The sequence below is a fragment of the Pseudomonas sp. IPO3747 genome, from assembly GCF_013385245.1.
GTDB classification, from domain to species: domain Bacteria; phylum Pseudomonadota; class Gammaproteobacteria; order Pseudomonadales; family Pseudomonadaceae; genus Aquipseudomonas; species Aquipseudomonas edaphica.
The window spans coordinates 57,537-71,902 of the sequence record NZ_JACAQL010000003.1 but is presented as its reverse complement, the minus strand read 5'-3'; the positions used below and the strand labels follow the sequence as shown (position 1 = coordinate 71,902).

Sequence of the window (14,366 nt, the reverse complement as noted above, 5' to 3'; positions counted from 1 at the left end):
CGTGAAGCCGGTGCGCCTTGGGGACTTGTCGGTGGGCTTTGTTCAGTCCTTGGCCGACGCCGTCCACAGCCACGGCCTGGACCCGCAGCCGCTGCTGCTGCAATACGGCCTGGACCCGGCGCGCCTTGCCGAAGCCGGGGCGCGCCTGTCGATCCCGCGCTATATGCGCCTGGGCCACGCCGCCATCCAACTGACCGGCGACCCCGGCCTGGGCTTGCGCATGGGTCAATTGAGCCGTCTGAGCCAGGCGGGATTGGCCGGCGTCACCGCCGCACAGGCGCCGAACGTACGCGAAGCGGCGCGCGCACTGACGCGGTTTGAAGCGCTGTACGGCTCCAACTATCGTGGCCAGTCGAGCTTTCATGAGGACGCCGAAGGCGCTTGGCTGCGCTTCTATTCCATCAGCCCATACAACGCCTACAACCGCTTTGTGGTGGACTCGATCATCGCCGGCTGGCTGCAGCAATTGTCGAGCCTGGCCCAACAACCGGTGCAGGCCCAGCGCATCGACATCGAGTTTGAAGCCCCTGAGTACAGCGACCAGTACCGCGTGCTGGGTGACAGCCCCGTGCATTTCGGTGCCGAGGCCAACCAACTGCGCCTCAACCAGCCAACCCTGAGTCTGCGTAACCCGCAGCATTGCCCCAGCACCTGGCAGCTGTTGTTGAAGTTATGTGAACAGGAGTTGGAGCAACTCACCCGCACCCGCAGCCTGCGCGAGCGCATTACAAGGTTGCTCGGGCCGATGCTCAATGGCGGCCGGGAACCCGACCTGGAAGAAGTGGCGGCACGCCTGAAGCTGCCAACCTGGACACTGCGGCGCAAACTGGCCGACGAAGGCACGCAGTTTCGCGCAATTCTCAACGATACCCGCCGCGATCTGGCCATGACCTACATTCGCGACACGGAACTGGCGTTCGGCGAGATCGCCTACTTGCTCGGTTTTGCCTCAGCCCAAGCCTTTCAGCGGGCCTTCAGGCGGTGGAACAACCAGACCCCAGGGGAATTTCGCCGCAGTCAGCGGCATTCCGCCTGAAGTCGGTGTTACAGCTCGGTGGCGTCATCGGCCGGATCCAGCGGATCCAGTTCAAACGCGTGGTACTCCAGCAGTTCTTCCTGGTATTCGTCCATGGCGGACTCCTTCTTGGTTAAAAGCGCTTGCAGATAAATGACCTGCAAGCCCAGCCTAAAGTGCCGTGATGACGAAAAAATGTCGGCGCCATGACGTTCCTGCACTTCAAGATAAAACGTAGCAGGGTTGGATCGATTTAGCGTCGGAATCTTGAGGTGCTATTGCAATCATTGCATTTGCAATCAATAACAGATTTCCATTAGGGTACGAGACTTCGCAGCAAGGAGCCTCGACCATGCCTGTCTCTACCGCCCAAGCCGCGCAGCGCTGTATCGATGCGCTGAGCAGTGCCGCCCCGCCGCCCGGCTCGCCGCTGTACACGGTCATGAACATGGCCAATACCCTGGAATTCAGCCGACAGGCCTGGGTGATTCGTGGCCAGTCACGCAGCCGCCGTGTGGGCAACTGGCCCAGTTGGTTTGCGCGCAATACCGGCGAAAAACCCATGCTGTACCTGCACCGTGCAGCATCGTCGGCGCAGTTATGTGGGCTGTCGCAGGCCGCCACGCAGCGCGGCATCCTCTGCAACGACGTCGAGAACCAGCCCTCTGCCTGGCCCAGGGGCGCGCAACCGTCGCTGCCGTTGTGGCTGGCGACCAACCCGCACTGCACGCCGTATGACCCGGCGTCCGGCGAAGAAGCCCGGGCGATTGTGCTGGCCGGGATTCGCGCGCTGTATGTCGACGGCAAGCCGGGGTTTTATTACCTCGCGCTGCATGATCAACAGCGCACAGCGAGGCTGGATAAGCAGGATCGTGAAAACGCGCTCAAGGGCATGTACCCGCTCCAGCGTACTCACACTGGGGAGGTGCGCTTGCTGGGTGCGGGCCGAGCGCTCGAGGACGTGACCCACGCGGCGCAATTGCTTGAACAGGATTGGGGAGTGACGGCGCAGGTATGGAGCTGCCCAAGCTACACGCGGCTGGCCCGTGAGGCAGCGGCGGCCGAGCGCTGGAATCGCCTGCACCCGATGGCTGCCCGGCAAAGCTGCCATCTGCATGAGTGCCTGGCCGGGAGCCGCGCGCCGGTGATTGCCGTGACCGGCTATCCGCAGGTGATTGTCGATCAGTTGGCGGCGTATGTGCAGGCGCGGTTTGTCGGGTTGGGTGCGGGGTCGGTGCAGGTTTCTGCGCCCAGTCGGTATTGGATTGTGGTGTGTGCGCTGCGGGCGTTGGCCGATGAAGGCCGTATTGGTGTCGAGCAGGTCGAAACGGCGATGCGTCGGTATCCACTGTGATGCATGGGCACGCGGTCAAACATGTGGGAGCTGGCTTGCCTGCGATGGCCTCACCTCGCCGTGTCAGGTACACCGTGGTGAGGCTATCGCAGCGGTGCGACGATTCGACAAGCCAGCTCCCACATTGGATCTTCGTCAGCTATTAGATCTTGCGTCGACTGCGGGTTTGCACGCCCGCCTCCACCGCCAACCCCGCAGTGCGCTCCAAGGTATCGGCAAACAGCTGGCGCTGCTCAGGCTCGATTTGCGACAGGAACAGCTCATCCACCGTGCTTTCGTAGATTTTCCACATCTTTTTACGCAACACCCGGCCGGCCTCGGTGATCGAGGCAAACGCTGCGCGGCCATCGCCGTCGGAGCGTGAACGCACTACCAGGCCGTCCTTTACCAGGCGGTCTACCAGGCGTGTGAGGTTGTAGCGCTCAATCGCCAGCACATCGGCCAATTCGTGCATGCGCCGTGTGCCGTCGGGGCCGCTTTCCAGGCCCCATAACGCGTCATACCAGGCATAGGGCGGCAGGTCTGCTGCAGCCAGGCGGCGTTCGATTTCTCGGATGACCGTCCTGTGGGCCCTGACAAAACGGAACCATACATCTGGCTCTTTCGACGACATGCAACACCATCCGGGGAATTTCAAGAAGGTTGCAATAGTAGCTCATCCCGCGCTAGATTCAGTCATGTAGTTGCAATTGCAATTACATTTGTGCAACTCCCACAAGGAGCCCGCTGCTTGAAATCCGCCTACCCTGGAGCCTCACATGACCCCCAATAACGCAGTAAGACTGGACGACGATCCACAGGAAACCCGCGAGTGGCTGGAGTCCATCGAATCGGTGCTGTCCACCGAAGGCCGCCCGCGTGCCCACTACCTGATTGATCAGTTGCTGGATTTCGACGTTGCGCGCCATGGTGACTTCTACGGGCGGGTGACCACGCCTTACGTCAACACCATCGCGGTTGACCGCCAATTGCCCTACCCCGGCAACCTGGCCATCGAGCGGCGCACCAATGCGTTTATTCGCTGGAATGCCATGGCGATGGTGCTGCGTGCGGGTAAACACTCGGGTGTTGGTGGGCATATTGCGACCTACGCGTCGGCCGCCGTCCTGTACGACGTAGGCTTCGACCACTTCTTCCGTGGCCGAACCGATACCTTCGACGGCGACCTGGTGTACATCCAGGGCCACTCCTCCCCGGGCATTTACGGCCGCGCCTACCTCGAAGGCCGCATCAGCGAAGCGCAGCTGGACAACTTCCGCCGCGAGGCCGGTGGCGAGGGCTTGTCCTCTTACCCGCACCCACGGCTGATGCCGGACTTCTGGCAGTTCCCGACAGTATCGATGGGCCTGGGCCCGATTACCGCCGCCTACCAGGCGCGCTTTATGCGCTACCTGGAGTTCCGTGACCTCAAGCAACACCAAGGCCGCAAGGTGTGGGCGTTTCTGGGCGACGGCGAAATGGACCAGCCGGAATCCCTGGCGGCCATCTCCCTGGCCGGCCGCGAGAAGCTCGACAACCTGATCTTTGTGGTCAACTGCAACCTGCAGCGCCTGGATGGCCCGGTGCGTGGCAATGCCAAGGTGATCCAGGAGTTCGAAAGCCTGTACCGCGCCGCCGGCTGGAATGTGATCAAGGTGATCTGGGGCGGCGGCTGGGATGCGCTGCTGGAAAAGGACCAGAGCGGCCTGTTGCGACAACGCATGATGGAGTGCGTGGACGGCGACTACCAGAACTACAAATCCCAGAACGGCGCCTATGTGCGTGAACATTTCTTCGGCAAATACCCGCAATTACTGGCGCTGGTTGCCGACATGTCCGACGACGATATCTGGAAACTCTCACGCGGTGGCCACGACCCGGACAAGGTCTACAATGCCTACGCCGCTGCCGTGCGCCACAAGGGCCAACCGACGGTAATCCTGGCCAAAACCGTCAAGGGCTTCGGCATGGGCGAAGCGGGCGAAGGCCAGAACATCAATCACCAGTTGAAGAAGATGGGCGCTGATGCAGTAAAAGCCTTTCGCGACCGCTTCGGCCTGGAAGTGGCCGATGACCAGCTCGACGAAATCCCTTACCTCAAGCCCGCCGCCGACAGCGAAGAAGCCCACTACTTCGCTGCCCGTCGCCAGGCGTTGGGCGGCTATGTGCCAGCACGACACACTGCAGTCGAGGCCTTGCAGATTCCCGAACTGAGCGCCTTTGCCACCCAACTCAAAGACACCGGCGAGCGTGCCATCTCCACCACCATGGCGTTTGTGCGCATCCTCGGCACGCTGTTGAAAGACCCGCACCTGGGCAAGCTGATCGTACCCATCGTGCCGGACGAGTCGCGCACCTTCGGCATGGAGAGCCTGTTCCGCCAGATCGGCATTCATTCCGCCGTCGGCCAGCTCTACACCCCACAAGACGCCGGGCAATTGAGCTACTACAAAGAGAGCAAAGACGGACAGATCATGCAGGAAGGCCTGAATGAATCCGGGGCTATTTCTTCGTGGATTGCGGCGAGTACGTCCTACAGCAATCACGGCTTGATGACCGTGCCGTTCTACATTTTCTATTCGATGTTCGGTTTCCAGCGCGTCGGCGACCTGGCCTGGGCCGCCGGCGATGCCCGCGCTCGCGGCTTTCTGCTGGGCGCCACGGCCGGCCGCACCACGCTGATGGGCGAAGGCTTGCAGCATGACGACGGCCACAGCCACATCCTGGCGTCGGTGATCCCCTGCTGCGTCGCCTATGACCCGACCTTTGCCTACGAGTTGGCGGTGATCATTCGCGAAGGCATGCGGCGCATGTACGTCGAACAAGAGGACATTTACTACTACATCACCCTGCTCAACGAGAACTACCCGCACCCGGCCATGCCCGAAGGCGTGGAGGACGGGATTCTCAAAGGCTTGTATCCGCTGAGCACGTCCCCCCAGGCGCAGGTGCAATTGATGGGCAGCGGCTCGATCCTGCGCGAAGTAATTGGCGCAGCGCAACTGCTCGACAAGGACTTTGGCGTAGCCAGTAATGTCTGGAGCGCCACCAGCCTGACCGAATTGCGCCGCGACGGGCACGCGGTGGAGCGCTGGAACCTGTTGCATCCGCAGGAAGAACCGCGTGCGAGCTACGTGGAAACCAGCCTGGCCGGACACAGCGGGCCGGTGGTGGTGGCGACGGACTATATGAAGTTATTCGCCGACCAGATCCGCCCCTTTGTACACGGCCGCCGTTTTGTGGCGCTGGGCACCGATGGCTTTGGGCAATCGGACACCCGCGAAACCCTGCGCGAATTCTTTGAGGTGGACCGCCACTTCATCGTGCTGGCGGCGCTGAAGGCGCTGGCCGATGACGGCGTGATCGGGCGTGACAAGGTGAGCGAGGCCATCAGCCGCTACGGGATAAACGTCGACAAGACGAACCCCGTAGCCGTCTGAGTTACCGCCCAGGCGTTGGCAGCGGTGGAATCGCCTCTGTCGGCGCCGGCAGGTTCGGGTTGGTCGGCGATGGGGCTGGTTCCGCAGCCGGTGCAGGTGTTGGCGCAGTGGTCGGCGCCGGCTCGGCCTGTGGCGCAATCGGTGCCGCCTCCGGCGGCGGTGCCAGCGGTTCCGACACGGCGGGCGCTACCGGAGCGTCTTTGGGCGCGTCTATCTTATCGGCGGGCGCTACCTTATCGGCAGGCGCTACCTTATCGGCAGGCGCAGGCTTATCGGCAGGCGCAGCCGCTTTCGGCTCCGGCATGCCCAGCTCAGCCTTGGGCTTCTCTGGAATATGCTCGGCCGCCTTCACGTCCTGGGGCAGGAACACATCCACCAGCGAGAAGTAGCGATCGTAAAACTTCGGTGCCGTCACTGTCTCGCTGGCCACCTTGACCATCGAATCATCGGTTGAGCCGATCGGCATCGACACCGAGCCCAACACACCCACGCCGAGGCTGGCGGAGTTGTTGACCTTCTTCAGCGCGTAGCGGTCCTGCAAGGCATTGGCAAACATGGTCGAATGCTTGGCGCCTTTGCCATCATCGGCACACACTACGTTGAAGCTGATTTGCAGATGGGTTTCGCCGGTTTGCTGGAAACTCTTGTTACCCACCACCAGCTTGGGGTCGCTGCTGGTGATGATGTAACCCTGGCTCAACAGCGCACGTCGCGCCGCTTCACAGGCCGCCACATCGCTGACCGGGTAATCACGGGAGAACGTACCGGAGTCGTCGAAATTCTCATGTTCATAAATAGCGGTCTTGGGTGACGAGCAGCCCGCAGCGCCCGCCAGCACGAGCGCCAACCCGAGGCTACGCAAGTGAAATGATGTCGACATCGAAAATCCTGAGGAAAACAGTCAGGGCGCTATTGTGCAACAGAACGCAGGGTTGGCGCGCACATTCCTGTCGGTAAAACGTCACAGCGTTATTACACCGCCTGCGCAGGGAAAAGCCCGGCAGACATATGGTCGATAAACACCCGCAGCTTGGCCGAGGCAAAGCGACTCGAGGGCCACAGCATCCAGAAACTGCCACGGTGGACCAGGTGCTCATCCAGCACCCGTTGCAGACGCCCCTGGCGCACCGCCTCCTTGACCATGAAGTCCGGCAGGCAGGCGATGCCCAAACCTTCGTGCACCACATAGTTGAGGGACTCGATGGTGGTGCTGATCAGCGGCGCACGTAACACCGGCTCCGCCACGCCGGGCACATGGCGCAGTGGCCAGGGTTCCAGCTTGCCGGTGGCGCAGAATTTGTGGCGCAGGCAGGCATGGTCGCTCAAGTCCTGCGGGTGTTGCGGGGTGCCGTATTGCGCCAGGTAGCCTGGCGAGGCCACCAACACCAGTTGGTAATGCCCCAGATGACGTGCCATCAGCCGCGAATCTTCCGGCTTGCCGGTACGAATCACCGCATCAAAACCTTCCTCGATCACGTCCACCATGCGGTCAGAAAAATCCACATCCAGCTCGATGTCCGGGTAGGCGCGCATAAAATCGCTGAGCACCGGCATCAACAGCCCACGCACCTGCGGCAAGCTGATGCGCAGCGTGCCTCGGGGCGTGGCGCCGGCCTCAGTCAGCTCCTGCTCGGCCGCCTCCACCTCGGCCAGAATCCGCCGCGAGCGCTCGAGGAACAACGCGCCTTCGCCGGTCAGGGTGACGCTGCGTGTGCTGCGATGAAACAGCCGCACGCCCAGGCGTTCTTCCATGCGCGCGATGCTTTTGCCCACCGCCGAAGATGACACCCCCAAAACGCGGCCAGCTGCGGTGAAGCTGCGGGTTTCCGCAACCTGCACGAACACCGAAAGGCCGCTCAGACTGTCCATTGCCCTACCCTTTTTTATTGCGGACGTTGACGTCCGATAAGTTCGGAACCTTAGCCTGTTTTTCCGCAACCCGCAGCCCCCTACTCTGCCTCCTGACCTTTTGCATGGAGACGCAACATGAGCGACTGCCCTTCGATTACCGGCCCGGCCGCCACGGCCGTAAAGGACGCACTGCCTCTCGCCGGCTTACTGGCGTTGGCGTGCGCAGGGTTTATCACGATTCTCACCGAGGCCATGCCGGCCGGGCTGCTGCCTCAGATGGGCGAAGGGCTGCAGGTTTCACAGGCGTTAGTCGGCCAACTGGTGACCCTGTATGCCCTTGGCTCGTTACTCGCGGCCATCCCCCTCACCCTACTGACCCGAGGCTGGCGGCGGCGCCCCTTGCTGCTGATTGCCATCGGCGGCTTTGCCTTGGTCAACAGCGTGACGGCACTGTCCACCCATTACGGGCTGACCCTGGCCGCGCGCTTTTTTGCCGGGGTGTTCGCCGGGTTGCTTTGGGCACTGCTGGCCGGGTACGCCAGCCGAATGGTGGCCCCGCACCTGCAAGGCCGGGCGATTGCGGTCGCCATGCTCGGCGCACCGCTGGCCTTGTCACTGGGTGTACCTGCCGGCACGTTCCTCGGCGCTGCGGTGGGCTGGCGCCTGAGCTTTGCAATCATGACCGGGCTGACGCTGTTGCTGTTGGTGTGGGCGCGCTGGCAACTGCCGGACTTCGCCGGCCAGCCGGAACAAAAGCGCCTGGGCTTGCGCCAGGTGCTGAGCCTGCAAGGCATTCGTCCAGTGTTGTGGGTGACCTTTACCTACGTGCTGGCGCACAACATTCTCTACACCTACATCGCGCCGTTACTGGTGCCTGCCGGAATAGTCGCCGACATCGACCGGATACTGCTGGTATTCGGCTTGGCGGCCCTGTTGAGTATCTGGCTGACGGGCATGCTGATTGATCAACACTTGCGTCGCCTGCTGATCATCAGTTGCGTGATGTTCGCTGTATCGGCCCTGGCACTGGGCGTGTGGATGACTTCCACCCGTGCGGTGTATGCCAGCGTGGCGCTGTGGGGCCTGGCCTTTGGTGGCCTGCCGGCGCTGTTGCAAACGGCACTGGCCAAGTCTGCCGGCGACTCGGCTGACGCAGCGCAGTCAATGCTGGTGACGGTGTGGAACCTGGGAATTGCCGGCGGCGGGCTAGCAGGCGGTATGTTGCTACAAACATCGGGGGTGGCGTTGTTCCCGTGGGCGGTTGCCGGGTTGGTGCTTTTGGCATTGGCCGCGACACGGCGCATCGCGAGGACAAGCGCTTGATATACGGTTAATCTTGAAACACCCTGAAACTTATTCGGAATTCACCTGGGTGATCAAACCGTTCATTTCACTGCGCCGCCGCTTTACCTCACTGCGTTGGCGCACCCGGATCACCCTGTGGGCCGGCGCCACCATCGCCGGGCTGATGGTGGTGATGTTTGCGCGCCTGGCTGACGTGGCGCTCACTCAGTTCGCCGAGCAATCCAGCGCCCATCCGTGGCTGCCCTTCCTCTACACACCGCTGGTGGGCATGCTGGTGGTGTGGCTGACCACACGTTTTTTTGCCGGAGCCCAAGGCAGTGGCATTCCCCAGGTCATCGCCGCTACTCGCCTGGCCAACAAAGGACAGGACGTCAGCAAGCTGGTGTCATTGCGCATCGCATTGGCCAAGATAGGCCTCGGAACACTGGCGTTGACCGGCGGTTTCTCTGCCGGGCGCGAAGGGCCGTCCGTGCAAGTGGCGGCATCGATCATGCATTTCTTTCATCGCTACCTGCCCAATGCACGCATCATCCGCAGCGAAGACTTGATCCTGGCCGGCGGCGCCGCCGGTATCGCCGCCGCGTTCAATACGCCGCTGGCCGGCGTCGCCTTCGCAGTAGAAGAATTGGGGCGCAAGCTAGAAACCCGCACCAGCGGGGTATTGCTCAGCACCATTATTTTGTCGGGGATGGTCGCCATCGCCCTGCAGGGCAATTACAACTATTTTGGCCACCTGGACGTTGAAGGGATCAAGCTCGACATCATTGTTCCGGTATTGGCGGCAGGCATCGGCTGTGGCGTGCTCGGCGGGCTGTTCAGTCGCATGCTGCTGTGGCCCCAGCGCTACCACAGGTTTGTGGTCTGGGAATGGCGGCGCGCCCACCCGGTTTGGTTCGCCGGGGCGTGTGGGCTGGTGGTCGCAATCCTGGGCTGGCTCAGCGGCGGGATGTCCTTCGGCAGCGGCTACGGGATTACTTCGCAGATCATTGCCGCCGATGTCGGCCTGCCGTGGCATGCGCCTGTCACGCGTTTTCTGGCGACGGTCGTGACGTATTTTTCCGGAATTCCGGGCGGCATTTTTGCCCCGTCGCTGGCCGTCGGCGCGGCCGTGGGCGCCAACGCAGCCGAGTTTTTCGCGCTGGCAGCGCAACCGATCATTGCGCTGTGCATGGTGGGCTTCCTGGCTGCCGTGACGCAATCGCCGATCACCTCGGCGATCATCGTAATGGAGATGATCGACAGCCACGGGATGGTGATCAGCCTGATGGCGGTGGCGCTGATTGCCAAAGCCGTCAGTTCGCGGATGGGGCCGGAGTTGTACCAGCAATTGGCGCGCGGGTTTCTGCACCCACCGACAAAAAGCCCTTAACCCTGACAACATTGTTTACAACTTATTCATCAACTTCCTATCATCACCCTGGGTGCGTGACTGCATAGGGCACAACGCAGGTTAAAGCAAAGCATTGGTCGGGCCGCCAATGGAGACTTGTCGTGCCCAAAAAACACCCTGCCATCCCTCGCCCCCAGGCATTGACCGAGGGCGCACTGTCGGCCCTTGAGCGGTTTTCACGCATCGAAGCCGTCAGCGGCATCGTCCTGTTGCTGGCCGCCATTGCAGCGTTGATCTGGGCCAACAGCCCGGCCGCCGCGTCCTACGAACACTTCTGGAACACCCCGATTACCCTCGGGCTGGGCGATTTCAGTGTGTCGCGCTCCCTGCACTTTCTGGTCAATGACGGCCTGATGACCATTTTCTTCCTGGTGGTAGGTGCGGAGATACGTCAGGAAATAAAGGACGGCGCACTCGCCAACCTGAAACTCGCGACCCTGCCGCTGGGCGCCGCACTGGGTGGCGTAGTGATGCCGGCCATTATCTACACCGCGCTCAACCATGGCACCGCCGCCGCGAGTGGCTGGGCCGTGCCCACCGCCACCGACATTGCCTTTGCCGTCGGCGTGCTGGCGCTGTTGGGCAAATCCATCCCCAGCGGTGTACGCGTCCTGCTGCTGGCACTGGCCATTATCGACGACATCGTTGCGATCCTGATCATTGCGGTGTTTTTCACTGCAAGCCTGGACTACATGGGTCTGGTGGTTGCCGCAGGTGGGTTAGCCCTGGTGTTGGTGTTCCAACGAATGGGCATCAGCAAGGCGGCGATCTATCTGCTGCCGGGGGCGATTGTCTGGTTCGGCCTGCTCAAGACCGGCGTGCACCCGACCCTCGCCGGGGTGATCCTGGGCCTGATGACGCCGGTCAGCTCCAAACCGACCACCGAACGCCCACTGGACACCATCGGCCGCACCTTCAACGAACTGATGGATCGCCTCTCGCGACCGGCCGAAGACTCGCACCAGGTCGCCAAGCCGCTCAAGCAACTGCGCGAAGCCCAGCGCGAACTGATGCCGCCGGTGCAGCGCGTGCAGTCGGCGTTGCATCCGTGGGTCGCATTCGGTGTGATGCCGTTGTTCGCCCTGGCCAATGCCGGTGTCAGCTTGCAAGGCTTGAACCTTGAGCATCCGCTGCCCCATGGCGTGTTTATGGGCGTGATCTTCGCCCTGGTGATCGGCAAACCGTTGGGCGTGATGCTGGCGAGCATCACGCTGGTCAAACTCAATATCTGCAAGCTGCCCGACGGAGTCACCTGGAGCGGTGTCGGCCTGGTCGGCCTGCTGGCGGGGATTGGTTTTACCATGTCGATCTTTATCTCGTCCCTGGCCTTCTCCGACCCGGAACTGTTGGCAGCGGCCAAACTGAGTGTGCTGACGGCCTCGACCGTGGCAGCTGTGATTGGCTTGAGCTGGGGCAAACTGAAGTTCTGAGCCCGTCTGCGCGTCCCGCTTTCTGTACTTGCGTACGGGTGACGCAGAGCGTCACGGGATGCATTACCACGCAGAGTGTGGGAACGATCAGTTCTGAGCCGATAATTGCGCAAAAAAAAAGCCCCCGGTCCTTTCAGACCGGGGGCTTTTCTATTAAAACCAACATCAGAACTTCTTGATGTCAGCCTTGGTTTCCAACTGCTTGCGGTAGGCAGCAAAGTCCTGCTGGCCAATACGCGAGGCGAGGAAGCGGCGGTATTGCGCCTTTTCTTCGTCGGTAGGGGCTGCAGCTTCGTTGACGCCGTTCAAGCGCACGATCACCAGGCTACCGTCAGCCAGGGTCACGGTGGTGAAGGTCGGCTTGTCTTTGGCCGCAGGCTTAGGCATGCGGAACAGGGCTTGCAGCACGGCCGGCTCGATCGCTTCAGCGTTACGGGTCGCCGCTTCAGTGACCTTCCAGGCCTGGCCGTCGATCGGCTGGTTCAACGGGGTCTTGCCGTCACGCAGGCTGGCGATCAACTCGTCGGCATGGGTTTTGGCAGCCGCGATGGCGCGCTCTTTGGTCATCTGGGTGCGGATCGCAGCCGACACGCTTTCCAGCGGCAGTTGCGCAGGCTTCAGATGCTCTTTGGCACGCAGCACGATGATGGTTTCCGGGTCCAGCTCGATAGCGCTGCTGTTGGCACCTTCATCCAGCACTTCCGGGCTGAACGCTGCGGTGACCACGGCACGGTTGGCCGCAACACCTTCGCCACCTTCACGGCCAAACGGCGCGGACGTGTGCACGGTCAGCTTCAGGTCGGACGCCGGCTGAGCCAGGTCGGAGGCTTCGAATGCCGCGTCTTCCAATTGCTTGGTCGCTTCGACATAACGCTGCTCGACCTGCTGGGTCTTGAGCTCGCGGGTCAGCTTGTCTTTCAGGCTGGCAAACGATGGCACTTCAGGTGCTTCAACGCCCAACAGCTTGATCAAGTGCCAACCGAAAGTGGTGCGCACCGGCGCCGACACCTGGTCCTTGTTCAAGGCATACAGGGCGGTTTCGAAGTCCGGGTCGTAGACGCCAGGGCCGGCAAAGCCCAAGTCACCGCCATTGTTGGCCGAACCTGGATCCTGGGAGAACTCCTTTGCCAGGGCGTCGAACTTCTCACCCTTGGCCAGGCGTGCCTGGATGTCTTCGATCTTGGCCTTGGCTTGCGCGTCGGTGGTCTTGTCGTTGACTTCGATCAGAATGTGCGCGGCACGACGCTGTTCAGCGAGGTTGGCGGTTTCTTTCTGATAGGCAGCCTGCAGCTCTTCGTCCTTGACGGTGACCTGGTCGAAGAAGGAAGACTTCTTCAGTTCCAGGTAATCGATGACCACTTGGTCCGGGGTCATGAACTCTTTGGCGTGCTTGTCGTAGTAAGCCTTGACCTCATCGTCGGTGAGCTTCACCGCCGCAGGGTCAGTCTTGATGTTGACGGTGGCAAAATCGCGGGTCTGTTTTTCCAGACGGGCGAAAGCCAGCACTTCGGCGTCGGTGACGAAACCGCTGCCGGCGATGCCTGCGCGAACCTGGCCGATCAGCATTTCCTGGGTCAGCATCTGACGGAATTGCATACGGGTGTAGCCCAGCTGACGGATCACCTGGTCAAAGCGTTCGGCACTGAACTTGCCGTCCACCTGGAATTCCGGCGTCTGCAGGATCACTTGGTCCAGCGCAGCTTCAGAGAAGCCGAACTTGGAATCAGCGGCGCCTTGCAGCAACAGCTTGCGATCGATCAGGCCCTTCAGAGCCGCTTCGCGCAGCAGTTTTTCGTCCAGCAGCGAAGCATCGAAATCCTTGCCCAGCTGTTGCATCAGCTGGCGACGTTGCATGTCAACGGCCTGGCCCAGTTCGGTCTGGGTGATTTCTTCACCGTTGACCTTGGCCACGTCCTGCTTGTTGTTACCCGAAGCCTGGAAAATGGCCTCGATACCGGTGAACGCCATCAATGCGACGATGATCCCGATAATGGTCTTGGCAATCCAGCCTTGTGAATTGTCCCTGATATTTTGCAGCATGCGTCCCCCAGAAACGGTTGATCTTCAAAAATTAGGCAACCGTGGAGCGTGGGTAGAGTCCGGATAGAAGAAAGGCGCATCCGAGGATGCGCCTTCTCGTAACTGGCGGAGCGGACGGGGTTTTGAACCAACACCCCAGGCCCTGGCGACCCGATGGATACGTGGGTCAGCTGCCGCTCCGCTGCCAGGCCAGACCTGCGTCTGACCCGGGTAGGCAAGGCTTGAACGAAGCTTAGTTAACCGCTTCTTTCAGGGCTTTACCGGCTTTGAAACCTGGTTTTTTGGCAGCAGCGATTTGCAGTGCTTTGCCAGTCTGTGGGTTACGGCCAGTGCGAGCTGGGCGGTCAGTCACAGAGAAAGTACCGAAGCCTACCAGTACCACGGAGTCGCCGGCCTTCAGAGCGCCAGTGACGGATTCGATTACTGCGTCCAGCGCACGGCCAGCAGCAGCTTTCGGGATATCAGCGGATGCGGCGATAGCATCAATCAGTTCCGACTTGTTCACTCTAAGTCCCCTTATATATCTATTGAGTATGATTCTAAGTTTTTTGGTGAAAGCAAA

General features: G+C 61.3%; 12 protein-coding genes. 6 read left to right on the top strand and 6 right to left on the bottom strand.

All coding sequences use genetic code 11. The features are described from left to right. Position 1 precedes the first annotated feature (1 nt). Entirely contained in the window at positions 2 to 1,036 is a 1,035-nt protein-coding gene (locus tag HX790_RS06790; RefSeq protein ID WP_099550027.1) for an AraC family transcriptional regulator, read from the top strand. Between the two features lie 8 nt (positions 1,037 to 1,044). Here HX790_RS06790 and HX790_RS29555 read toward each other — a convergent pair whose 3' ends face one another. After that, positions 1,045 to 1,179: a hypothetical protein gene (locus HX790_RS29555; RefSeq protein ID WP_017136475.1), complete on the bottom strand. Its 135-nt coding sequence runs from the start codon at positions 1,177 to 1,179 to the stop codon at positions 1,045 to 1,047. 188 nt (positions 1,180 to 1,367) lie between these two features. Here HX790_RS29555 and HX790_RS06785 point away from each other — a divergent pair, with 188 nt between their 5' ends. After that, positions 1,368 to 2,369 carry a pyruvate dehydrogenase gene (locus tag HX790_RS06785; RefSeq protein ID WP_176991382.1) on the top strand — a complete coding sequence of 334 codons (1,002 nt, stop codon included), beginning with the start codon at positions 1,368 to 1,370 and terminating at the stop codon, positions 2,367 to 2,369. 142 nt (positions 2,370 to 2,511) lie between these two features. On the opposite strand, the gene HX790_RS06780 is transcribed toward HX790_RS06785, so the two are convergent. Continuing rightward, positions 2,512 to 2,982, bottom strand: a complete 471-nt coding sequence (locus tag HX790_RS06780; protein ID WP_176991381.1) for a MarR family winged helix-turn-helix transcriptional regulator — start codon at positions 2,980 to 2,982, stop codon at positions 2,512 to 2,514. A gap of 145 nt (positions 2,983 to 3,127) precedes the next feature. On the opposite strand from HX790_RS06780, the gene aceE reads away from it, so the two are divergent. Continuing rightward, positions 3,128 to 5,788 carry a pyruvate dehydrogenase (acetyl-transferring), homodimeric type gene (gene aceE / locus HX790_RS06775; RefSeq protein ID WP_176991380.1) on the top strand — a complete coding sequence of 887 codons (2,661 nt, stop codon included), beginning with the start codon at positions 3,128 to 3,130 and terminating at the stop codon, positions 5,786 to 5,788. A gap of 1 nt (position 5,789) precedes the next feature. Here aceE and HX790_RS06770 read toward each other — a convergent pair whose 3' ends face one another. Both HX790_RS06770 and HX790_RS06765 read right to left on the bottom strand, forming a co-directional pair. Continuing rightward, entirely contained in the window at positions 5,790 to 6,668 is an 879-nt protein-coding gene (locus tag HX790_RS06770; protein ID WP_170040755.1) for a DUF2242 domain-containing protein, read from the bottom strand. A gap of 92 nt (positions 6,669 to 6,760) precedes the next feature. Then, positions 6,761 to 7,657 (bottom strand): LysR family transcriptional regulator, encoded by an 897-nt coding sequence (locus HX790_RS06765; RefSeq protein WP_099550022.1) that lies wholly within the window; start codon positions 7,655 to 7,657, stop codon positions 6,761 to 6,763. Positions 7,658 to 7,774: 117 nt separating this feature from the next. Between HX790_RS06765 and HX790_RS06760 the strand changes: the two genes are divergently transcribed. The 3 genes from HX790_RS06760 to nhaA all read left to right on the top strand — a co-directional run bounded on the left by HX790_RS06760 (position 7,775) and on the right by nhaA (position 11,764). Next, on the top strand, positions 7,775 to 8,962 hold the full coding sequence (locus HX790_RS06760) for an MFS transporter (RefSeq protein WP_099550021.1): 1,188 nt from the start codon (positions 7,775 to 7,777) through the stop codon (positions 8,960 to 8,962). Positions 8,963 to 9,011: 49 nt separating this feature from the next. Beyond that, a complete protein-coding gene (locus HX790_RS06755; protein WP_026013645.1) occupies positions 9,012 to 10,313 on the top strand; it encodes a chloride channel protein in 1,302 nt (433 codons plus the stop codon). 122 nt (positions 10,314 to 10,435) lie between these two features. Beyond that, positions 10,436 to 11,764 carry a Na+/H+ antiporter NhaA gene (gene nhaA, locus HX790_RS06750; RefSeq protein ID WP_099550020.1) on the top strand — a complete coding sequence of 443 codons (1,329 nt, stop codon included), beginning with the start codon at positions 10,436 to 10,438 and terminating at the stop codon, positions 11,762 to 11,764. A gap of 165 nt (positions 11,765 to 11,929) precedes the next feature. Here the strand turns inward: nhaA and HX790_RS06745 are convergent, their stop codons facing one another. Together HX790_RS06745 and HX790_RS06740 are read right to left on the bottom strand one after the other, a co-directional pair. Beyond that, positions 11,930 to 13,804 carry a SurA N-terminal domain-containing protein gene (locus HX790_RS06745; RefSeq protein WP_017136466.1) on the bottom strand — a complete coding sequence of 625 codons (1,875 nt, stop codon included), beginning with the start codon at positions 13,802 to 13,804 and terminating at the stop codon, positions 11,930 to 11,932. A gap of 232 nt (positions 13,805 to 14,036) precedes the next feature. Then, positions 14,037 to 14,309 (bottom strand): HU family DNA-binding protein, encoded by a 273-nt coding sequence (locus HX790_RS06740; RefSeq protein ID WP_003174819.1) that lies wholly within the window; start codon positions 14,307 to 14,309, stop codon positions 14,037 to 14,039. Positions 14,310 to 14,366 lie beyond the last annotated feature (57 nt).